The following is a 20,038-nucleotide window of genomic DNA, read 5'->3' on the forward strand; positions in this document are numbered from 1 at the left end:
GAACGGGCGGCACGCCGTCGTCGTACCCGGTCATGGGTGGTTCACAGGTGCGCCGGGACCGGCGCGCCGGTCGACGGAGGTGCGAGGCTCGACCTAGGCTGCACAGGTCATGCAGCCGAGAGTCACAGCGATCCTCGTCGCCCCCGGTGGGGCGACCTACCTCGACCGAACCCTCGAGGGTCTGTCGCGTCAGACGCGACCGCCCGAGGCCCTCGTGGTCGTCGACACCGGTGGACCGGACTCGGCGGCGGGCCGCCTGTCATTGAGCGGCGCCGCCCAGCTGACCAGCGTCCCCGCGGCCCGGACGTTCGGCGAGGCCCTCGCTCACGGCGTCCGCGTGTCGGGCCCGACGTCGGACGCCCCGCACGACACCCACGACGAATGGCTGTGGTTCCTCGGGCACGACAACGCGCCGGAGCACGACGCGCTCGAGCGTCTGATGGCGACGGTCGAGGTGGCTCCCTCCGTGGCGGTCGCCGGTCCGAAGCTGATGCGCTGGGACGAGCCGGGCACGATCGCCGAGTTCGGCGAGACCATGACGCGCTACGGGGCGTCGATGCCGCTCGTCGAGAACGAGCTCGATCAGGGGCAGCACGACTTCCACGACGACGTCCTCGGCGTCGCCGGGGGCGGCATGCTCGTGCGGCGGAGCGTCTGGGACGCTCTCGGCGGGTTCGACCCGGGTCTGCCGCACGTCGACGCGTCGCTCGACTTCTCGGTGCGCGCCAGACTCGCCGGACACCGGGTGATCGCCGTCCCCGCCGCGCACGTCAGCAGCGCGGGCAATCCGGAGGACTTCGGGCAGTCGCACGGCGGGCAGGCTCGTCGGGCCCGGCTGCGTCGGGCGGCGCAGCTCCACCGACGCCTCGTCTACGCACCTCTCGCCGCACTGCCCCTGCACTGGCTCAGCCTCGTCCCGTTGGCCGTCGTCCGCAGCGTCTGGCACCTCCTCACCAAGAACCCCGGTGCGGTCCTCGGCGAGTTCTCGACCGCTCTGCGCGTGGCCTTCGGGGGAGGGCGCGTGCCCGCCGCACGCCGGGCGCTGCACCGGACCAGGACGGTGTCGTGGTCGGCCGTCGAACCCCTGCGGGCCAGCTACAACCAGGTGCGCGAGCGTCGGGTGAACGAGCGCGACGCCCTGGTCGCCCGGGGCGAGGACTCCGCCGACCCGAGGGCCAGCTTCATCGGATCGGGCGGACTGTGGGTCGTCGTCGCCACGGCCGTCGTCAGCGTGGTCGCGTTCCTCCGGCTGGTGCGCGAGCCCGCGATGACCGGCGGCGGACTCCTGCCGCTGAGCACCACCGTCGGAGAGCTCTGGAAGTCCGTCGGCTGGGGCTGGCGCGAGATCGGCGCCGGCTTCGTCGGTCCGTCCGACCCGTTCGCCCTCGTCGTGGCGCTCCTCGGGACGGCCACCTTCTGGTCTCCGTCGACGTCGGTGCTCGCCGTCTACCTCGTCGCTGCGCCCGTCTCCGCGATCGGCACCTTCTTCGTCGCCCGGCGAATCACGACGCGTTCGTGGGTCCCCGCCGTCGCGGCCGCGCTCTACGCCGTGTCGTCGCCCCTGTTCTCGTCACTCCAGACCGGGCACCTCGGAGCGGTCGTCGCGCACATGGCGCTGCCGTTCTTCATCTGGGCGCTCATCGGAGCAGCGCGCTCCTGGGCCTCGGGGGCGGCCGCGTCGCTGCTCTTCGCGCTCGTCGCGGCCGGTGCACCCGTCCTCCTGCCGGCGCTGCTCCTCCTCTGGATCGGATCGCTCGCGACCCGGCCGAGGGGGATCCACCGCATGCTGGCGATCCCCCTGCCGGCCGTGGTGCTGTTCGCCCCGCTGGCGATCGTCCAGACGATGCGCGGCACGTGGTGGGCCCTCCTCGCCGACCCCGGAGTCCCCACCCGGACGGATCCCGCGTCGCCCCTCCAGCTCCTGCTCGGCTCTCCCGAGACCGGTCTGAACGGATGGACCGCCCTCCTCGGTGGGTCGGGCGTCCAGGGCGGGACGCTCGCGATCATCGTGGCAGTGGGTCTCGTGCCCCTCGCGCTCCTCGCGCTCGCCTCGCCCTTCGTCGGCTCGCGCACCCGTGCCGTGCCCGCGCTCGTCATCGCGCTGGCCGGCTACCTCACGGCCGTGGCGGCGACGCAGCTGTCGATCATCGGCGTCGGCAGCGAGAGCACGACGATCTGGGCCGGAGGGGCGCTCAGCCTCTACCTGCTCGGTCTGATCGGCGCGGCCTCGGTCACGCTCGATCGACTGCCCCGGATCGCACCCGCGTCGGGTGTCGTCGTCGCGGTGTTCGCGGTCGTCGCGGCCGTTCCCGTGGTGATCGGCTCGCTCTCGGGCGCGGCGGACATCCGCTCGAGCACCGGGCGGATCCTGTCCGCGTACGTGACGGCGGAAGCCGAGGCGTCACCCGAGATCGGAACCCTGGTGCTGACGCCGCAGCCCGACGGCTCGCTGGCGGTCTCGCTCGAGCACGGGCAGGGGTCCACCCTCGACGACCAGTCGTCCCTCGACTCGACGGCGCAGAGTCTCACCTCGACCACCGACGACCTCACCGTCCTCGCCGGCAACCTGGTGAGCCGGAGCGGATTCGACCCCTCCGACGACCTCGCGCGCCAGGGCATCGGCTTCGTGCTGCTGACCGAGGGCGCCGACGATCCGGACTCCTCGGCTCTGGCCCAGCGATCGAGCGAGGCCCTCGACGCCGACGCGGCGTTCCTGCCGGTCGGCGACACCAGCAACGGTCTGCTCTGGCGCTACATCGACTCGACCGACCAGCGCGAGCCGCACCCCGACGGCGGTCCGCTCGGCGTGATCGTCCTGGTCACCTGGGCCCTCGTGCTCGGCTCGGCCCTCCTGCTGGCGCTTCCGACGACTCCGCGTCGTCGCCGCAGCCGTGCCGGGACACCCGAGGCCGAGCAGCCCGCCACCACCTTCGACGAGGAGAGAGATGACTGAGCGATCCGTCGCCTCGACCACCGGGCGCATCATCGTGGGGGTGGTGGGCATCGCCGTCGGCGTGGCCGTCGTGACTGCCGCCACCGTCCTGCCCCTGCCGAGTCTCGAGGCGACTCCGGCCGGTCAGGTCGTCACGCCCGTGCCCCTCGACCCGCAGCGGGTCTGCGGCGGCAGCGTGCTCAGGCTCTCCGACGCCGAGGGGCAGCAGGCGACGACCGCCAGCGCCGTCGACAGTGCGCAGGTCGTCACGTCCTCGAGCGACGACGACGAATCGACGACGACGCTCGCCGGCGCGGACGGCAGCAGCTCCGACCCTCTGCTCGTGACCGCGCCTCTGGCAGGAGACGACGTCCCCCTCGTCGCGGCGGCGCAGAGCCAGGCGGTCGCCTCCGACGATCTCGTCGGATTCGCCAGTGCCCCGTGCACCGAGCCCAGCAGCTCGACGTGGTTGGTCGGCGGGTCGACCGAGACCGGTCGCGTCTCGCTGATCACCCTCGTCAACCCGAGCGACGTCAACTCCACGATCGACCTCGACATCTCCGCCGAGAACGGCCCCGTCCAGGGCCCCGGCATCGAGGGCATCGTGGTGGGCCCGCGCAGTCAGCGGGTCATCCCGCTCTCCGGCTTCTCGACGGGACTCCTCTCCCCGGTCGTGCACGTCACCAGCCGCGGCGGCCAGATCGTCGCGTCGATGCAGGAGTCGATCGTCCGGACGCTCGATCCGGGCGGGGTGGACATCATCAGCGGAGCGGCGGGACCCAGCACGACCTCGGTCGTCCCCGGGATCATCGTCCGCGGGGGCGAGACCCTCGAGGCGGCGTTGGCGGACCCGGCCGCCGGCGATCTGCAGAGCGCCCTGCGTCTCTTCGCGCCGGGCGATTCGGCGGCGCTGGTATCCGTGCGCATCGCCTCGGACGACGGCACCGGCACGTCCTTCGACACGCGAGTCGAGTCCGGTCTCGTGACGGACGTGCCGATCGACGGCCTGGCGGACGGCCGTTACACGGCGACCATCACGTCGGACGTCCCGGTCGTGAGCGCCGTCCGCACCTCGGCGCTGTCCGCCGACGGCGCCGTCGACGTGTCATGGGCGGCCTCGGCGCCGGCCCTGTCCGGCAGCACCCTCCTGTCGGTGCCGGAGGGCGAGGGCGCGGGTCTCACCCTGGCGAACCCGACGGACGACGCCGTCTCGGCGACGGTGAGCGTCGACGGCGAGGATCGGGTCGTGGAGGTGCCGGCGACCGGCAGCGCGACCCTCGCCGTGTCAGCGGGGCAGTCGGTGCTGCTGACGGGCGCCGACGGGCTCCGTGCGGGCATGAGCTTCTCAGCGGACGGAGCGGTCGCGGCGTGGCCCGTCGTCTCGCCGCTGCCTGCGTCGTCGCCGGTCACCGTCTACCCCTGAGGTCGACGCGGGGCGGGGTCGCTCACTGGTCGCGCCAGCGGTCCGGCGCGAGCTCCCACGGGTCCTTGCCGAGCAGTTCGGCCACGGCGCGGAACACGTGGCCTTCGACGAGCACCCGGTGGTCCCAGTCGCCGTCGGGCGAGGACCGGTGCTCGTGCGCGGGCGCGAGTCGTTCGATCGGCAGACGGTAGAGGAGGACCCGGCGGGCCTGGCGGTCGACGAGCCAGCGCTCGACGCGGGTCCGATCGGGCTCGGCCGGAAGACCGGCCACCTCGAAGGTCACGCCCTCGAGCTCGTCTGGCCAGAGCTCGCGCAGGTAGTCGGCGGTCGAGGCGACGATGTCGTCGAACAGGTCCACCCGCGTGCGGAGGAACGGCAGATGCGGACCGGCCGCCGACGAACGGAGCCCCCGTCCGTGACGGTCGCGGTGACGCGAGCGATCGGTGACGCGGACGTGATGTGGCCTGGCCATCCCGTCATGCTAGCCCGCGGCGCGGATCTGCCCCCGGCGGTACGCACTAGTCTCGTGTCCGATGAACGCGCGTCCCTGCAGCAAGGTCACCTGCCACCGCGAGGCGGCGGCGACCCTGACATACGTGTACTCCGACCAGATGGTGGTCGTCGGCCCGCTGAGCGGCGTCGTCGAACCCCACGGGTACGACCTCTGCGAGCGACACGCATCGACGTTGTCGGTTCCGCAGGGGTGGGAGGTCCTGCGCCGGGTAGTTTTGGGGAATGACATCTGAGAGCCCCGACCTCACCGCCTTCGTGAAGACCTACGACGTCAGGGGGCTCGTCGGCAGCCAGCTGACCGACGAGGTCGTCGAGGCCTTCGGTGCGGCCTTCGCCGACGAGATCGAGGCCGCCGGCTCCGAGCTCGTCGTCGGCCACGACATGCGCGACTCCTCGCCCGCCTTCGCCGCCGCCTTCGCCCGGGGGGCTCGCGCCCGTGGCGCGGACGTCGTCGCGCTCGGGCTCTGCTCGACCGACGAGTCGTACTTCGCCTCGGGCTCGCTGTCGGCTCCGGCCGCGATGTTCACGGCCAGCCACAACCCGGCCAGCTACAACGGCATCAAGATGAGCCGTGCGGGTGCCCAGGGCATCAGTCTCGACACCGGACTGGCGTCGATCCGCGACCGCGCCTCCTCGTATCTCGACGGCGGCATCGAGGCCGTCGCCGAGCCGGGCGGGATCCGCGAGTACGACGCGCTGGGCGACTACGCCGCGTACCTCCGTCGACTCGTCGACCTGTCGACCATCCGGCCGATCAAGGTCGTCGTCGACGCGGGCAACGGCATGGGCGGGCTGACCGTCCCGGCCGTGCTCGGCACCGCCGCGGGGCTCGCCGAGCTGCCGATCGAGATCGTGCCGATGTACTTCGAGCTCGACGGCACGTTCCCCAACCACGAGGCGAACCCGCTCGAGCCCGCGAACCTCGTCGACCTGCAGAAGGCCGTCGTCGAGCACGGCGCCGACCTGGGGCTCGCCTTCGACGGCGACGCCGACCGCTGCTTCGTCGTCGACGAGAACGGCGACGCGGTCACCCCGTCGGCTGTGGCGGCCATCGTCGCGGTGCGCGAGATCGCGCGCGTACGGGCCCTCGAGCCCGACGCCGACATTGCCGTCATCCACAACCTCATCACCTCGCGGGCCGTGCCCGAGGCCATCGAGGCAGCGGGCGCGACGCCGGTCCGCACCCGGGTGGGGCATTCGCTGATCAAAGACGAGATGCGCGAGACCGGCGCGATCTTCGGCGGCGAGCACTCGGCGCACTACTACTTCCGCGACTTCTGGGGTGCCGACAACGGCATGCTCGCCGCCATGCACGTGCTGGCCGAGTTCGGTTCGCAGGGCGAGCCGCTGTCGACGCTCACGGACCGCTACACGCCGTACTCGGCGAGCGGCGAGATCAACTCGACGGTCACCGACGTGCCCGCCGCCTACGCGCGCATCGTCGACGCCTACGCGGGGGTCGGCGACTTCGACGAGCTCGACGGTCTCACGGTGAACGGCGCGTCCGACGAGGGCGGCTTCTGGTGGTTCAACGTGCGCCCCTCGAACACCGAGCCGCTGCTGCGTCTCAACGCCGAGGCGGCCACCGAGCCCGAGATGATCCGCGTCCGCGACGACGTGCTGCGCCTCATCCGCGGTTAGTCTGTACCCCCAGGGGGTATCCGCCGGTCGGGTGCGGCGGGCCCGCCGGCCCGCTCGCCCCACCCGGTGATCGATGGACGAGGAGGCGCGGTGACGGACCACGAGACCGCCAGCCCGGCACAGCACGTCGGCTACAGCGGCGACAAGGAGCAGATCCTCAAGCGCCTGCGTCGCGCCGAGGGGCAGGTCAGGGGCATCCAGCGGATGGTCGACGACGACACCTACTGCATCGACGTGCTGACCCAGGTCAGCGCGGCGACCAAGGCGCTCGAGACGGTCGCCCTGCAGCTCCTCGACGACCATCTCGCGCACTGCGTGGCCGAGGCGGCCCGAGAGGGCGGCGAGATCGCCGATCAGCGCATCCGCGAGGCCTCGGCGGCCATCGCGCGTCTCGTCCGCTCGTAGGTCAGCGCCGGGGGAACCCGGGGACGGTGCCGGTCAGGGCCGGTTCGAGACGGGCCAGCGTCGCGGCCTCGCGGGCGAGGGCGGTCGACTCACGTTCGCGGCGGAGCACCGCGACTGCGGTCAACCAGAGCTGGGGATCCACGTCGGGCACCGGCGAGACGTGGGCCCGGACCTCGTCGGCGAGCTCGGCGGCCACCCGGAGCCGACTCGACGGGATGAGGCGCGAGCCCTGCTGCACGAACGCGGCGACCCGTCGGGCCGTGCCCTCGGGCAGCCGGGCGACGTCGGCGATCGAGGCCCAGCCGGCGAGCTCGGGCGGCATCACGGCGATGACGCGGCTGTCTCTGGCCAGTCTCTCGTTGCGGCTGTACGTGCCCGCCATCAGATCGCCGAGACGTCGGGACGAGCCGTTGAGCAGGCCGACCACGACCGCGAGCCCCCCGGTCGTGAGGACGATCTCGAGCAGCCCGACGAGCGACCGGGTGAGGGCGTGCCGGAAGCCGATCGCGCCTCCGTCGACTCGGACGATCCGGGCGCCGACGACCAGGCGCCCGAGCGAGCGACCGTGCGACACCGTCTCGACGACGGCGGGGACGATGATGAGGCCGAAAGCGACGGAGCCGATAACGAAGGCCTGCGAGAGCGCGTCGTCGAGCACGCCCGCCTCGTTCAGCAGCCCCACCAGGACGATCAGCCCGACGACCGAGGTCGCGTACACGAGGTAGTCGATGATCACGCCCGCACCCCGCAGGACGATGCTCGTGGGGCGGAGGTCGAGGGCCACGGCCTCGCCGGTCACGAGCTCGTCGCCGCCCGCCGTGAACGTCTCGACCTGGTCGGCGCGCAGGGCCACCGGGGAGGCGCGTGGTGGCGTGCGGCGAGGCATGCCTAGTATCTAATCAGAATGGACATCGACGCCTACGCCGCAGCCCACGGTCACGACTGGGCCGAGCTCGACCGTCTGGCGCGCCGTCGGCGACTCACGGGCGACGAGGCGGACCGGCTCGTCGCGCTGTACCAGTCCGGTGCCGGCGAGCTGTCTGCGCTCACGACGGCCACCGGCGACTCGCCGGCCGCCGACCGGCTGTCGATGACCCTGTCGCATGCCCGGCTGCGATTCACCGGCGCGGGTCGGAACGTCCTCCGGCAGCTGCCGACCTTCTTCTGGGCGCAGCTGCCCGCGGCCCTCTACCGGGTCCGCTGGGCGTCGATCGCGGTGGCGCTGGCGACCGCGATCGTGGCGACCGTGTTCGCCGTCTGGGCGGCGCAGAACCCGGCCGTCCTGGCGTCGTTCGGGTCGGAGGAGTTCCGGCGCCAGTTCGCCGAGCAGGACTTCGTGCAGTACTACTCCGAGAGCGCCTCCACCTCGTTCACGGGGCAGGTGTGGACGAACAACGGCTACATCGCCGCCCAGTGCGTGGCCTTCGGCATCACCGGCGTCTGGGTGCCCTACGTCGTGTTCGGCAACGCCGTGAACCTGGGGGTCTCGGCCGGCATCATGGCCGATCAGGGTCGGCTCGACTACTTCTTCCTGTACATCGCCCCCCACGGCCAGCTCGAGCTCTACAGCATCTTCGTCGCCGCCGCGGCCGGGCTCATGATCTTCTGGTCCTGGGTCGCCCCGGGCGCCCGCACCAGGGGTCAGGCACTGGCCGAAGACGGTCGGGCCCTCATCACGATCGCCGTCGGGCTGGTGCTCGCCCTGCTCGTGTCCGGGGTCATCGAGGGGTTCGTGACCCGTCAGGCCTGGCCCTGGCCGGTGAAGATCGGCATCGGGACGATCGCCCTGCTGGCGTTCCTGGCCTACCAGTGGGTGCTGGGCGGTCGTGCCCACCGGGCGGGCGAGACCGGCGACCTCGACGAGTTCGAGGCCGGCGCGACCCGCCTCGTCTCGGCCTAGAGCCGCCCCGCGGCCTTCAGGGCGAGGTACCGGTCGGCCAGAGCGGGCGGCAGGTCGGCCGGGGCGGCCATCACGACGTCGGCGCCCGACTGGAGCAGAGCCGTCCGGACTCTCGCGCCGTCGAGGCGGGCGCGCTCGGCGGCGGCCGCGTGGTAGACGGCGTCGCGGGAGCTGTGGTCGACGCTCAGCGCCTCGAGCGCGGGATCGGCCACGGAGGCCACCACGACGAGGTGTTGCCGGGTCAGCTGGGGGAGGGCGGCGAGCAGCGCCCGCGCGGAGCCGGGACTGTCGACCGTCGTCGCGATCACGACGAGCGCGCGCTGCGTGGTGACCGATCGCACGATGCCCGGCAGGGCGGCCCAGTCGGTCTCGACCAGTTCGGGGTCGAGGGGCGCCATGGCGGTCACCATGGACGACAGCAGGGCGGGCCCGGTGGTGCCCTGCACCCTGGCCCGGACCCGGCGGTCCACGACCACGAGATCGACCCGGTCGCCCGCTCGGGAGGCCAGGGCGCCGAGCAGCAGCGCCGACTCGAACGCGGTGTCCAGGCGGGGCTCGTCGTCGATCCGGGCGGCGGAGGTGCGGCCGCTGTCGACGATCATGACGACCCGACGGTCGCGCTCGGGTCGCCAGGTGCGGACGACGGCCTCGTCGCGCCGGGCCGTCGCGCGCCAGTCGATCGACCGCACGTCGTCGCCGCGCACGTACTCGCGGAGACTGTCGAACTCGGTGCCCTGCCCGCGGATCATCACGCTCGTGCGACCGTCGAGCTCGCGGAGACGGGCCAGCCTCGACGGCAGGTGCTTGCGCGACGAGAAGCGCGGCAGCACCTGCACCGAGCCGGGCACGGCGTGAGTCGCCTGGCGGCCCGCGAGCCGAAGGGGGCCGACGGTGCGGAGGGTCACGGAGTCGGCGAGCCGCTCGCCGCGGCGGAACGGGGTCAGCGTCGTCGTGAACGTCGTGGCCGCCCCCGGTCGGAGGTGGAGACGACGTCGGGTCAGCGAGGCGCCCGCCGAGGGCTGCCAGGCGTCGCGCAGCTGCCCGCGGATGGTCCGACGTCCGTCGTTCGAGATCGTCAGGCGGGCCGTCGTGCTCTCGCCCAGCCGGATCGGCCCGGGCAGCTTCCGATGGAGGCCCAGGGCTCGCGCCGACCCCGCGAGGGCGACGTCGAGCGCGGTCAGGGCCCCGACGACGACGAGCCAGACGACGAGCGCCCAGGGGCTCTCCGTCGCGATGACGGGCACGACCCCGAGGGCGACGAGCACGACGAACCATCCGGTGACGGCCATGGCTAGATCGGCACCCTGACCTGCTGGAGGACCGATCGGACGACGCTGTCGGCGTCGACGCCCTCCAGCTCGGCCTCGGGGCGCAGCTTCAGCCGGTGCCTGAGCACCGGCAGCGCCATGGCCTGCACGTGGTCGGGGGTGATGCGGTCGAAGCCCGTCAGCCAGGCCCAGGCCTTCGCCGCCGCGAGCAGTGCGGTCGAGCCGCGCGGGCTCACGCCGACGACGACCGACGGGCTCTCACGGGTCGCGCGGGCCAGGTCGACGATGTAGGCGAGCACGTCGGGGGAGGCTCCGACCCTTCCGACCTCGGCCTGGGCCCGGGCGAGGTCGTCGGGGCCGAGGACGGGCGTGACCCCCGCCGCCCGCAGGTCGCGGGGCGAGAAGCCCGCCGCGTGTCGACCGAGCACCTCGACCTCGGCGTCGCGCGGGGGCAGATCGAGGGTCAGCTTCATCAGGAAGCGGTCGAGCTGCGCCTCGGGCAGCGTGTACGTGCCCTCGTATTCGATCGGGTTCATCGTCGCCGCCACGATGAACGGCGTCGGGAGGGGACGGCTGACCCCGTCGACCGAGACCTGGCGCTCCTCCATCGCCTCCAGCAGCGCGGACTGGGTCTTCGGCGGCGTCCGGTTGATCTCGTCCGCCAGGAGCACGTTCGTGAAGACGGGCCCCGGTCGGAACTCGAACTCGCCGGCCTTCGCGTCGTAGACGAGCGAGCCCGTGATGTCGCCGGGCATCAGATCGGGGGTGAACTGCACGCGCGAGGTGTCGAGCGACATCGAGTGGCCGAGGGCGCGCACGAGCAGGGTCTTCGCGACGCCGGGCACGCCCTCGAGCAGCACGTGCCCCTGGGCGAGCAGCGTGACGATGAGACCGGTCACGGCGCCGTCCTGGGCGACGACGGCCTTGCCGACTTCGACGCGGACTCGCGAGAAGGTCTGCTGGAGGTCTGAGGTCATGTCGTGCTCTTCTCCGGGTGGTGGTGGTCGTCTGCGGATGGGGGAGGCGCGGGGGGAAGCCGAGGAGGCGCGGCGCCGGTCACGAGGGAGCCACCGCCGCCCGCACGGCCCGCTCCAGATCGAGGAGCGCGTCGCTGAGCGAGAGCAGCTCGCGGTCGTCGGCCGGGTCGGCGTCGAGGAGGACGTGGCGGAGCGCCGCCGGCGGGGCCGAGACCAGCGGTGCGACCCGGTCGACGATCTCGTCGACCGACGCGCCGGCGGCCAGCCCGGTGACGCGTGCGAGGCGACCCAGCGTCCCGATGCGCAGCTGGTCGAGGGCGTGCCGTCGGTCGCCGGATCTCTCGTACAGCCGTGCCCGCCCCTCGGTGGTCTCGGCGGCCTTCACCGTGACCGGCAGCCGCTCGACGACGAGGGGGCCGAGGCGGCGGCCCCGCCAGACCATGGCGGCGACGCCGGTCAGCAGCAGGACGACGAGCGCCGGGGTGACCCACGACGGGGTGAGCGTGGCGAGCGTGCCCTCGCCCTCGGGCAGATCGGTCGCGCTCGGCAGGTACCAGACGAGCTCGGGCGAGCCGCCGAGCAGCGCGAGGGCGTAGGCGGCGTTGTCGTCCGAGCCGACCTCCTCGTTGGTGAGCGCCGTGGTCGCGCCGACGACCGTGACCGTCGAGTCGGGCCCGGCGAGCTCGACGAGGCCGAGGCCGGCATCGGTCGGGAGGCACGCGGCCGTGTCGGAGTCGCGGGAGCCGGAGTCGTCGATCGCGTAGGCGACCCCGCCGGCGTCGACCCGGTCGACGCGCGACAGGATCTCGACGTCGCAACGGGGCGCCACGACGTCGTCGTCGGACGGACCGGCCTCCGTCACCCCGGGCGCGATGGAGTCGAGCGCGGTCTGCGAGGGGGCGAGCAGCACGAGCGAGGCCCCGGTGCCGGCGAGTCGGGCCCACTGCGAGTCGGTGACGAATCCGTCGGCGTCGTCGACGACGATCGCGGTGCGTGTCGGGTCGGTCGATCTCGACAGGGTGTCGCCGAGCGACGTCGTCACCGTCACGCCGACGCCCTCGTCCCGGAGCACCTCGACGACGGCCTTCGCCCCGGCCGGAGCGGCGTTCTCGGGCCCGAGCGGTCGTCCGCCCGTGCCGCCGCCGACCCCGAGCAGGGTGACGACGATCGCACCCGCGAGGGCCACCGCCGCCAGGGCGATCCAGACCCGCGCCGAACGCAGTCGGGCCCCGAGCGTGGGGGTGACGACGCTCATGCGTCCGCCCGTACCGTGTCGCGGCCGGCAGACCGTGCAGGGGGCTGCTCGCTCGACAGGATCCGGTCGAGCTCGGCGACGGCCCGGTAGTCGTCTTCGGAGCCGGTGCGACCCAGATAGCGGACCTCGTCGAAGGCCCGGGCCGCGGCCCTGGAGGCCCGCTCGTGCTCGGGGAACACCGCCGAGGCGCGCTCGCCCACGCCGTTCGCCGTGGTGCCGGGGGACGTCTCGATCAGCCCTCGATCGACGAGTGCGCGCGTCAGGCCGCGGAACGCCTCGGCGATCGCGGTCGCGTGATCGCCTCGGGCGGCGGCCGCCCGGGCCGCGCGGCGCAGGGTGTCGGCGTCGCGCTCGTCGTCGACGCCGAACACGGAACCCGAAGAGGCCGACCGGCGGTCGAGCCGGGGTCTGCCGTAGACGACGAAGACCACGACCACGACGCCCACCAGGACGATCAGGGCGACGAGGAGCCCGGCCGCCGGTGCACCGTCGACCCCGCCGAACCGGATGCCCTCGATCCAGTCCCAGAAGGATTGCGCCGCGCGGTCGAGCCAGGTCGGTCGGGCGGCGACGTAGTCGGCGCCGGTCAGTTCGCGGAGCAGCGCGCGTCGGGCGTCGTCCGGCTCGGGCAGCAGCGGGGCGGCGGCCGACACCGTCGTCGTGATCACCGAGGGGACGCCCCCGCGTGGTCGTGCGCGTCGCTCGGAGTGCGGAACGGGTCGAGGCCGGTCGGGTCGGAGGCGCGCTCGTCCATGCTCCGTGCCAGCTCGAGATCGAGGCCCTCGAGACGCATGCGGCGGTCGACGTAGACGAGACCGACCGAAGCGGCCTGGACGACCGAGCCGATCGCCGTCACCACGGAGGTCACGAGGATGGTCAGCAGGTAGCCGATGCCCGTGACGACGAGCGAGGTCGGGTCGAGGGTGTCGCCCGTGGGCGCGAGGGTGCCGCCGAGCAGGGCGAACAGGATCGAGAACGGGGTCGCGACCACCTGCGCGGCGACCTGGATCATGACGAAGACGAGAGCGACGATGCCGAAGGTCCGCCAGAAGTCGCCGCGCACGAGCGACCACGATCGGGTTATCGCGGTGCGCAGCGTGGTGCGCTCGAGCATCAGCGTGCTCGGCACGAGGCACAGCCGCACCGTGAGCCAGACACCGAGGGCCGTGGCTCCGAGCCCCGCGAGCAGACCGGCGCCGATGCCGATTCCGATGCTGGGGCCCGTCCCGATGACGACGCCGAGGGTGACGATCGCGGCGACGACCGCCAGGGCGACGATCGTCGCCAGGGCGACGAGGGCCGACCAGCCGATCAGGGCGCCGATGCGCCCCCTGGCCAGGGCGAGCAGACCGCCCAGTCGGAGACGCTCGCCCCGGATCTGCCGCGAGGTCTCGAGCACGAAGAGCCCCTGGAGGACCGAGCTCACGACGAGCGACAGGGCGGCCGGGATGAGCGCCGAGAGCAGGATGAGGGCGATGGCGCCCGAAGTCACCGTCTCGAGGTCGGAGGGACGGGCCGATTCGATCCGGTCGAAGGCGGCGAACGTGGCGGCGCCGACGGCCCCCGCCGTGACGATCGCGACGACGACCTGGGCGAGCAGCGCCGTGCCGAACGTCGTCCGGGGGTTGCGTCGGAAGACCTGGAACGACGCCCCGAGGATCTCGCCGAAGGTGAGCGGGCGCAGCGGCACGAGACCGGGCTTGGCCGGAGGGGTCCAGCCCGCCTGCGGGGGGAGCGGTGCGGATTCGGGGGCGACGCGTTCGCCCCAGCGAGGGCCGTCGTCGGCGCCGCCGGGGGCCGCCCAGTCGTTCGGATCGGTCATTCGTCCCCCCGGGTCGTCCACCGCCGAGGTCGTCCTCGCGTCTCCCGCCATGTTTCCATAGCGGAGGCGAGGGTGCCAGCCGATGCGCGCCTCCTGCAGTAATCTGATCCGACGTGCCGCCTTCCGAGCGGCCCATCCCGAAGACGGAGACCATGACCCCGCGCATCCTCGTGGTCGACGACGACCCCGCTCTGGCCGAGATGATCGGCATCGTCCTCCGGGCCGACGAGTTCGAGCCCCACTTCTGCAGCGACGGCAGCGCGGCGCTCGACGCCTTCCACAACTCGAGCCCGGACCTCGTGCTGCTCGACCTGATGCTGCCGGGCATGGACGGCCTCGAGGTCTGCCGCGCGATCCGCGCCGAGAGCGGCGTCCCGATCATCATGCTGACCGCCAAGGGCGACACGGTCGACGTGGTCAAGGGCCTCGAGAGCGGCGCCGACGACTACGTGGTCAAGCCGTTCAACCCGAAAGAGCTCGTCGCCCGCATCCGCACCCGCCTGCGCCCCGCGACCGAGCCCACCAACGACGTCCTCGCCGTCGGCGACCTGCGGGTCGACGTCGCCGCCCACGAGGTGCGACGCGGCGAGACGGCGATCCCGTTGACGCCGCTCGAGTTCGAGCTGCTGCTCGCACTCGCGTCGAAGCCCCAGCAGGTGTTCACGCGCGAGATGCTGCTCGAGCAGGTCTGGGGCTACCACTACAAGGCCGACACGCGCCTGGTGAACGTCCACGTGCAGCGCCTCCGGGCCAAGGTCGAGCACGATCCCGACAACCCGCGCATCGTCACGACCGTGCGCGGCGTGGGGTACCGGGCCGGTTCGAGCGCGTGACGACGTGGACGGGTCGCGGTCGCCCGTGAGCTCCACGAGCTCGGCGGGCTCACCCGGCGCGACGGGCCCCCGGGTCCCCGTGGGCGCAGCCGGGCGATGACGTCGCCGCGCCTTGCCCTCCCCGGGGCGACGGTCCGGCGGCTCGCCGTCGTGGGTCGCCGGCTGAGCCACGTCTGGCGGTCGTCGCTCGAGCTCCGCACCGTCGCCCTCACCGTGGTGCTCGCGGGGGTGGGCGCGTCGATCATCGCGGCGTCGATCTCGGTCAGCATCGGCGCGAACCTGTTCGATCAGCGCCGCGACCAGGTGCAGTCCGAGTCGTTGCGGGCGACCCTGCTGGCGCAGAGCATCTTCGACTCGGCGACGGCCACCGAAGACGCCGACCAGGTCGAGCTCGACTCGTTGCAGAACGAGGCCCAGAGCGCGATCCTCGGCTCGACGTCGAGCCCGGGCGGCACCCGCATCGCCATCCTCCGCACGCCGGGCCAGACCACCGCCCGCACCATCCAGAACATCGCCAGCCCCGACTTCCCTGCCGACGTCATCACGTCCGACCTCCGTCGGCAGGTGGCCGCCGACACCGGGTCGCTCGCCCTGCAGTCGGTGTCGCTGGCGTCGACCTCAGGAGGCGCGGCGCCGGGGATCGCCGTCGGTTCGACCCTGCAGGTGCCCACCGCGGGCCAGTACGAGCTCTACCTCGTGTACGACCTCGGCGACGCCGAGGCCACCCTCGCCCTGATGCAGAGGACCCTCGCCATCGGCTCGATCGCCCTCGTCGCGCTGATCGCCCTCATCACGTACGCCGTCGTCCGGCTCGTCGTCGCACCCGTGCGGGTGGCGGCCGAGACGAGCCAGAAGATCGCCGCCGGTCATCTCGAGGAGCGCATCCCCGAGAAGGGCGAGGACGTCGTGGCGACGCTCGGGCGGTCGTTCAACGGCATGGCCGACGCCATGCAGAGGCAGATCTCGCAGCTCGCCGAGCTGTCGAGGGTGCAGCAGCGCTTCGTCAGCGACGTGTCGCACGAGCTGCGGACTCCGCTCACCACCATCCGTCTCGCCGGCGACGTGCTCTACGACCAGCGCGAGGGCTTCAGCCCGTCGGCCGCGCGCACCACCGAGCTGCTGCACACCCAGGTGGACCGCTTCGAACTGCTCCTCGCCGACCTCCTCGAGATCTCCCGGTTCGACGCGGGCGCCGTCGAGCTCGAGCTCGAGCGCATCACCCTCGTGCGACTCGTCGAGGACGGCGTCGCCGAGTACGAGCCCCTGGCGGCCGAGACGGGCAGCGAGATCGAGATCGTCGCCCGGGGCGGCTACTTCGAGACGGAGGTCGACGCCCGTCGCGTCCGCCGCATCTTCCGCAACCTGCTCGGCAACGCGATCGAGCACGGTGAGGGGCGCCCGATCACCGTCGAGGTCGACTCCGACCCGGACTCCGTCGCGATCGCCGTCCACGACCACGGGGTGGGCATGACCGAGGCCGACGCCGAGCGCGTCTTCGACCGCTTCTGGCGGGCCGACCCGTCACGCCGTCGGACGATCGGGGGCACGGGTCTCGGGCTGGCGATCAGCCTGGAGGACGCCGTGCTGCACGGCGGGCGCATCGACGTGTGGTCGAGACCCGGCGAGGGCAGCCGCTTCGTCATGACGCTGCCCCGCGTCGTCGGGCGGCCGGTCGCCTCGTGGCCCCTGCCCATCCGCCCGGAAGGACTCTCATGACCGGTCGGATCTCCCGACGCCCCGCGGCCCTCGCCGTGGCCGCCTCGGTCGTCGCCGTGCTCGTCGGCTGCGCGGGGATCCCCGACAGCGGCTCCGTGCAGCAGGGCGAGCCCATCACGAGCGACGTGGTCGACAGCGACGTCGTCTACACGCCGAACGGCCCCTCCGTCGGCAGCTCGCAGGAGCAGCTCCTCAACGGCTTCCTCGCCGCGGGCACGGGGCCGCAGAACGACTACGCCGTCGCGCGGCAGTTCCTCTCGACGGGGTTCGCCGACGGTTGGGACCCTCGGGCGAGCGTCACCGTCCGCCCGGGGACGGGCACCACGACCCGGGTCTCGGACACCGAGCTCGACTACACGTTCGTCGACTCGGCGACGGTCGACGACGACGGGCGCTACGCCCCCGCGACGTCGTCCGTCCCGACGACCCTCGGCTACCGGTTCGTGCAGGAGGACGGCCAGTGGCGCCTCAGCGACGCGCCCGACGGGATCGTGCTCACCCCGGCGACCTTCCAGTCGGTCTTCCGCGCCCATTCGGTCTACTTCTACGACCCGACCTTCACCTACCTGGTCCCCGACGAACGGTGGTTCCTGGCGCGCTCCTCGACGGGCACGCGCATCGCCAGCGCGCTGCTCTCCGGTCCGTCGCCGTGGCTGCAGGGCGCCGTCGTCTCGGCGTTCCCCGACGGCACGAGGCTGTCGCTCACCGCCATCACCGTGGAGGACGGCACGGCACGGGTCGACCTCACGGCCGACGCCCTCGGGGCCGGGGCGGACGCCCGGGCCCGCATGCAGGCGCAGCTGCTGGCGAGCTTCTCCAGCGTCGCGGCGATCACCAGGGTCGAGCTGAGCGTCGAGTCGACGGTGCTCGAGGTGCCCGACCTGGGCTCCGACTCGCCCCTCAGAGATCCGACCGTCGACGCGCGACCCCTCGTCGTCGCCGACGGGATCCTCGGCTTCGCGTCGCGGAGCTCGGTGAGCGAGCTCGACGGGCTGTCGTCCGCCGTGGCCGATCTCGGCGCGACGTCCGTCGAGCTGTCCGGAGACCAGTCCTCCGCCGCCGTCGCGACCCCGGAGGGGGCAGTGCTCGCGAGGGCCGACGGCAGCACGCGCCTCCTCGACGCGCGTCCCGGTCTCGTGCCGCCGACCCTCGACGACCGGGGCTTCGTCTGGAGCGTCCCCGAGAGCGACCCCGAGGGTCTCCGCGCCATCGGCGCCGACGGCGTGTCGCACCGGGTCGTCTCATCGCTGCCGGGCGGCGCCGACGTGGTCGCCCTCCGCGTCTCGCGCGACGGCACCCGCGTCCTCGCCCTCCTCGACGACGACGGCGACGCGCGGATCCTCGTCGCCGCCGTCGTCCGAGACGCGGACGGCATCCCCACGGCCCTCGGCGAGGCGCTCGAGCTGGCGGCCCCCACGGGGGTGCCCGTCGATGCGACCTGGGCCGATCAGTCGTCGGTCGCCGTCCTCACCCGAGCGGGCGACGAACCGCAGGTCACCGTCTCCGAGGTCGGCGGACCGGCCACCTCGCGGGGCAGGCCGCCCGGCGACCCCGACACGATCGTCGGCGGCAACGGTCTGGCCCGTCTGCAGGTCCGCACCTCCGACGGGACCGTTCTCGAGCCCCGCGGCAGCAGCTGGCAGGACAGCGGCGTCCGAGCCGATCTGCTCGGCACCCAGCGCTGATCCCGACCCGGCGCCTCTCCTCCCCTTCGGGCCGAGGTCCGCGCCTGCTGTGGACGACTCCCGTCGCGGCGCGGACCCCGCCGGCGGGCCGGGCACGCTGGGGGCATGACGACTCGAACCGCCCTCCGCGAGGCCCTGTCCGTCGTGTCCCCGGTGGCCTGCGCGGGGTGCGCTGCGCCCGACGTCGAACTCTGCACCGACTGCCGCGTGCGACTGGAGCCGGCGGTCCGATCGCGCACCCTCGTCACCGGGCTCCGGGTGGTGTCGGGACTCGACTACGAGTTCGAGGTGCGCCGCGCGGTCATCGCCTTCAAGCAGCAGGGCAGGCTCCGGCTCGCGCGATGGCTGGCCCCCGCTCTGCGGGCGGCGCTCGCCGAGGCCTGCCCGCCGGGTGCGCCGCCGCTGCTCGTCGCCGTGCCCGCCTCGAGGGCGGGCCTCAGGAGGCGCGGGTTCGATCCCGTGGGTCTGCTCGCCCGCGAGGCGGGGCTGGTCCTCGCACCGCGCCTCCTGAAGTCCGTCGTCGGTGCGGGCGGTTCGCAGAAGCACCGCGACCGGGTGCAGCGGCACCGCGATCGACTGGGCAGCCTCCGGGCTGCCGCCGATCTGACAGGACGTCGCGTGCTGCTCGTGGACGACGTCGTCACGACCGGATCGACGCTGCTCGAGGCGGAACGTGCGCTCGTGACGAACGGGGCGACCGTCGTCGGGGCCGCCTGTCTGGCGTCCACGCCGCTCACCGGGAGACGGCTGTGACCGATCGACAGAGGGCATTCGAATCCGCTGGAGAACGGGCGACTCGGTGGACACGGGGTGACGGGCGGGGGCCGTCACGGTTACGGTGGGGCAAACGGCGTGAAAGAACACTCGCCTGGCTGACAGGCGGCACGTCTTAGCCAAAGGAGGTCGTCATGGAAATTTCCGTCACGGGTCGAAACGTCGGGATCACCGATCGTTTCCGCGACTACGCCACTGACAAGGCCGACAAGGTGGCGCAACTCGCCACCAAAGCCCTGGCACTCGAGATCAAGGTCTCGAGGCACCACGAGAAGTCGAGCGGTCAGGCGGGAGACGACCGCGTCGAGCTCACCCTCATCGGACCGGGTCCGCTCGTGCGCGCCGAGTCGACGGCCGGCGACAAGTACGTCGCGTTCGACCTCGCCATCGCGCGTCTGCTCGAACGGGTCCGCCGGGCCAAAGACCGCAAGAAGGTGCACCGGGGTCAGCACCGACCCACGTCGCTGCACGAGGCGGCGACGTCCGACTTCAGCACGCACGGCGTGACGCCGGCCGCCGCCGAGACCCTCGACGCCGTCCGCACGGGCGCCGTCGCGGTCGTCTCGGACGACGACGCGGCGACCTCGGCCGCCGAGGAGGAGGAGGAGTACTGCCCCGTCGTCATCCGCTCGAAGGTGTTCGCCTCGACGCCCATGACGGTCGACGATGCGCTCTACTACATGGAGCTCGTCGGGCACGACTTCTATCTCTTCATCGACTCCGAGACCGATCGGCCGAGCGTGGTCTACCGCCGGAAGGGCTGGGACTACGGCGTCATCGGCCTCGACCAGTCGGCCCCCGAGCTGCAGGAGGTCGCCACGGCGCTCCGGGCGGGTCTGGCCGGCTGACCCGACCCACGGGGGCCCGTGAAGCGGGCCCCGACACGGCCGCGGC

At 72.9% G+C, this 20,038-nt stretch carries 18 protein-coding genes; 11 read left to right on the forward strand and 7 right to left on the reverse strand.

Annotated features, from left to right (window positions below):
* Positions 1 to 109: 109 nt before the first annotated feature.
* Complete coding sequence (locus SOM13_RS04795; protein ID WP_320479012.1) at positions 110 to 2,953, forward strand: glycosyltransferase family 2 protein; 2,844 nt, start codon at positions 110 to 112, stop codon at positions 2,951 to 2,953.
* Positions 2,946 to 4,355 (forward strand): DUF5719 family protein, encoded by a 1,410-nt coding sequence (locus SOM13_RS04800; RefSeq protein ID WP_320479013.1) that lies wholly within the window; start codon positions 2,946 to 2,948, stop codon positions 4,353 to 4,355. The genes SOM13_RS04795 and SOM13_RS04800 overlap by 8 nt, the downstream gene beginning before the upstream one ends.
* Positions 4,356 to 4,377: 22 nt before the next feature.
* Here the strand turns inward: SOM13_RS04800 and SOM13_RS04805 are convergent, their stop codons facing one another.
* Positions 4,378 to 4,827: a metallopeptidase family protein gene (locus tag SOM13_RS04805; RefSeq protein ID WP_192058474.1), complete on the reverse strand. Its 450-nt coding sequence runs from the start codon at positions 4,825 to 4,827 to the stop codon at positions 4,378 to 4,380.
* Positions 4,828 to 4,888: 61 nt separating this feature from the next.
* Here SOM13_RS04805 and SOM13_RS04810 point away from each other — a divergent pair, with 61 nt between their 5' ends.
* The 3 genes from SOM13_RS04810 to SOM13_RS04820 all read left to right on the forward strand — a co-directional run bounded on the left by SOM13_RS04810 (position 4,889) and on the right by SOM13_RS04820 (position 6,914).
* Complete coding sequence (locus SOM13_RS04810) at positions 4,889 to 5,101, forward strand: DUF3499 family protein (RefSeq protein ID WP_192058472.1); 213 nt, start codon at positions 4,889 to 4,891, stop codon at positions 5,099 to 5,101.
* Positions 5,091 to 6,509: a phosphomannomutase/phosphoglucomutase gene (locus SOM13_RS04815; RefSeq protein ID WP_192058470.1), complete on the forward strand. Its 1,419-nt coding sequence runs from the start codon at positions 5,091 to 5,093 to the stop codon at positions 6,507 to 6,509. Before SOM13_RS04810 ends, SOM13_RS04815 begins: the two co-directional genes overlap by 11 nt.
* 153 nt (positions 6,510 to 6,662) lie before the next feature.
* Positions 6,663 to 6,914 carry a metal-sensitive transcriptional regulator gene (locus SOM13_RS04820; RefSeq protein WP_371740668.1) on the forward strand — a complete coding sequence of 84 codons (252 nt, stop codon included), beginning with the start codon at positions 6,663 to 6,665 and terminating at the stop codon, positions 6,912 to 6,914.
* 1 nt (position 6,915) lies between these two features.
* Here SOM13_RS04820 and SOM13_RS04825 read toward each other — a convergent pair whose 3' ends face one another.
* On the reverse strand, positions 6,916 to 7,800 hold the full coding sequence (locus SOM13_RS04825; RefSeq protein WP_192058465.1) for an RDD family protein: 885 nt from the start codon (positions 7,798 to 7,800) through the stop codon (positions 6,916 to 6,918).
* 18 nt (positions 7,801 to 7,818) lie between these two features.
* Here SOM13_RS04825 and SOM13_RS04830 point away from each other — a divergent pair, with 18 nt between their 5' ends.
* Complete coding sequence (locus SOM13_RS04830; RefSeq protein ID WP_320479014.1) at positions 7,819 to 8,814, forward strand: stage II sporulation protein M; 996 nt, start codon at positions 7,819 to 7,821, stop codon at positions 8,812 to 8,814.
* Here SOM13_RS04830 and SOM13_RS04835 read toward each other — a convergent pair.
* The 5 genes from SOM13_RS04835 to SOM13_RS04855 form a co-directional block, all read right to left on the reverse strand.
* Positions 8,811 to 10,103 carry a DUF58 domain-containing protein gene (locus tag SOM13_RS04835; protein WP_320479015.1) on the reverse strand — a complete coding sequence of 431 codons (1,293 nt, stop codon included), beginning with the start codon at positions 10,101 to 10,103 and terminating at the stop codon, positions 8,811 to 8,813. The two genes, SOM13_RS04830 and SOM13_RS04835, sit on opposite strands and share 4 nt — an antisense overlap.
* Positions 10,104 to 10,105: 2 nt before the next feature.
* A complete protein-coding gene (locus tag SOM13_RS04840) occupies positions 10,106 to 11,059 on the reverse strand; it encodes an AAA family ATPase (protein WP_192058458.1) in 954 nt (317 codons plus the stop codon).
* A gap of 79 nt (positions 11,060 to 11,138) precedes the next feature.
* Entirely contained in the window at positions 11,139 to 12,314 is a 1,176-nt protein-coding gene (locus tag SOM13_RS04845; RefSeq protein WP_320479016.1) for a DUF4350 domain-containing protein, read from the reverse strand.
* Positions 12,311 to 12,982, reverse strand: coding sequence for a DUF4129 domain-containing protein (locus SOM13_RS04850; protein WP_243213549.1), 672 nt, complete (start codon positions 12,980 to 12,982; stop codon positions 12,311 to 12,313). Before SOM13_RS04850 ends, SOM13_RS04845 begins: the two co-directional genes overlap by 4 nt.
* A complete protein-coding gene (locus tag SOM13_RS04855; protein ID WP_243213548.1) occupies positions 12,979 to 14,136 on the reverse strand; it encodes a glycerophosphoryl diester phosphodiesterase membrane domain-containing protein in 1,158 nt (385 codons plus the stop codon). The genes SOM13_RS04850 and SOM13_RS04855 overlap by 4 nt, the downstream gene beginning before the upstream one ends.
* Before the next feature lie 152 nt (positions 14,137 to 14,288).
* On the opposite strand from SOM13_RS04855, the gene mtrA reads away from it, so the two are divergent.
* From mtrA to hpf, 5 genes are all read left to right on the forward strand, one after another.
* Positions 14,289 to 14,969, forward strand: coding sequence for an MtrAB system response regulator MtrA (mtrA, locus tag SOM13_RS04860; RefSeq protein WP_320476865.1), 681 nt, complete (start codon positions 14,289 to 14,291; stop codon positions 14,967 to 14,969).
* A gap of 96 nt (positions 14,970 to 15,065) precedes the next feature.
* Positions 15,066 to 16,685 (forward strand): MtrAB system histidine kinase MtrB, encoded by a 1,620-nt coding sequence (gene mtrB, locus SOM13_RS04865; protein WP_192058447.1) that lies wholly within the window; start codon positions 15,066 to 15,068, stop codon positions 16,683 to 16,685.
* Positions 16,682 to 18,370: an LpqB family beta-propeller domain-containing protein gene (locus SOM13_RS04870; protein WP_320479017.1), complete on the forward strand. Its 1,689-nt coding sequence runs from the start codon at positions 16,682 to 16,684 to the stop codon at positions 18,368 to 18,370. The genes mtrB and SOM13_RS04870 overlap by 4 nt, the downstream gene beginning before the upstream one ends.
* A gap of 105 nt (positions 18,371 to 18,475) precedes the next feature.
* On the forward strand, positions 18,476 to 19,123 hold the full coding sequence (locus SOM13_RS04875; RefSeq protein WP_243213544.1) for a ComF family protein: 648 nt from the start codon (positions 18,476 to 18,478) through the stop codon (positions 19,121 to 19,123).
* A gap of 155 nt (positions 19,124 to 19,278) precedes the next feature.
* Positions 19,279 to 19,992, forward strand: a complete 714-nt coding sequence (hpf, locus tag SOM13_RS04880; protein WP_320479018.1) for a ribosome hibernation-promoting factor, HPF/YfiA family — start codon at positions 19,279 to 19,281, stop codon at positions 19,990 to 19,992.
* Positions 19,993 to 20,038: the final 46 nt, after the last annotated feature.

The sequence above is a fragment of the Frigoribacterium sp. CFBP9030 genome (assembly GCF_034045195.1).
Classification (GTDB): domain Bacteria; phylum Actinomycetota; class Actinomycetes; order Actinomycetales; family Microbacteriaceae; genus Frigoribacterium.

What these genes read in the sequence shown, in the direction of transcription:
- SOM13_RS04795 (WP_320479012.1), top strand. Translation starts at nt 110, where the DNA reads ATGCAGCCGAGAGTCACAGCGATCCTCGTCGCCCCCGGTGGGGCGACC.
- SOM13_RS04800 (WP_320479013.1), top strand. Translation starts at nt 2,946, where the DNA reads ATGACTGAGCGATCCGTCGCCTCGACCACCGGGCGCATCATCGTGGGG.
- SOM13_RS04805 (WP_192058474.1), bottom strand. Translation starts at nt 4,827, where the DNA reads ATGGCCAGGCCACATCACGTCCGCGTCACCGATCGCTCGCGTCACCGC.
- SOM13_RS04810 (WP_192058472.1), top strand. Translation starts at nt 4,889, where the DNA reads ATGAACGCGCGTCCCTGCAGCAAGGTCACCTGCCACCGCGAGGCGGCG.
- SOM13_RS04815 (WP_192058470.1), top strand. Translation starts at nt 5,091, where the DNA reads ATGACATCTGAGAGCCCCGACCTCACCGCCTTCGTGAAGACCTACGAC.
- SOM13_RS04825 (WP_192058465.1), bottom strand. Translation starts at nt 7,800, where the DNA reads ATGCCTCGCCGCACGCCACCACGCGCCTCCCCGGTGGCCCTGCGCGCC.
- SOM13_RS04830 (WP_320479014.1), top strand. Translation starts at nt 7,819, where the DNA reads ATGGACATCGACGCCTACGCCGCAGCCCACGGTCACGACTGGGCCGAG.
- SOM13_RS04835 (WP_320479015.1), bottom strand. Translation starts at nt 10,103, where the DNA reads ATGGCCGTCACCGGATGGTTCGTCGTGCTCGTCGCCCTCGGGGTCGTG.
- SOM13_RS04840 (WP_192058458.1), bottom strand. Translation starts at nt 11,059, where the DNA reads ATGACCTCAGACCTCCAGCAGACCTTCTCGCGAGTCCGCGTCGAAGTC.
- SOM13_RS04845 (WP_320479016.1), bottom strand. Translation starts at nt 12,314, where the DNA reads ATGAGCGTCGTCACCCCCACGCTCGGGGCCCGACTGCGTTCGGCGCGG.
- SOM13_RS04855 (WP_243213548.1), bottom strand. Translation starts at nt 14,136, where the DNA reads ATGACCGATCCGAACGACTGGGCGGCCCCCGGCGGCGCCGACGACGGC.
- mtrA (WP_320476865.1), top strand. Translation starts at nt 14,289, where the DNA reads ATGACCCCGCGCATCCTCGTGGTCGACGACGACCCCGCTCTGGCCGAG.
- mtrB (WP_192058447.1), top strand. Translation starts at nt 15,066, where the DNA reads ATGACGTCGCCGCGCCTTGCCCTCCCCGGGGCGACGGTCCGGCGGCTC.
- SOM13_RS04870 (WP_320479017.1), top strand. Translation starts at nt 16,682, where the DNA reads ATGACCGGTCGGATCTCCCGACGCCCCGCGGCCCTCGCCGTGGCCGCC.
- SOM13_RS04875 (WP_243213544.1), top strand. Translation starts at nt 18,476, where the DNA reads ATGACGACTCGAACCGCCCTCCGCGAGGCCCTGTCCGTCGTGTCCCCG.
- hpf (WP_320479018.1), top strand. Translation starts at nt 19,279, where the DNA reads ATGGAAATTTCCGTCACGGGTCGAAACGTCGGGATCACCGATCGTTTC.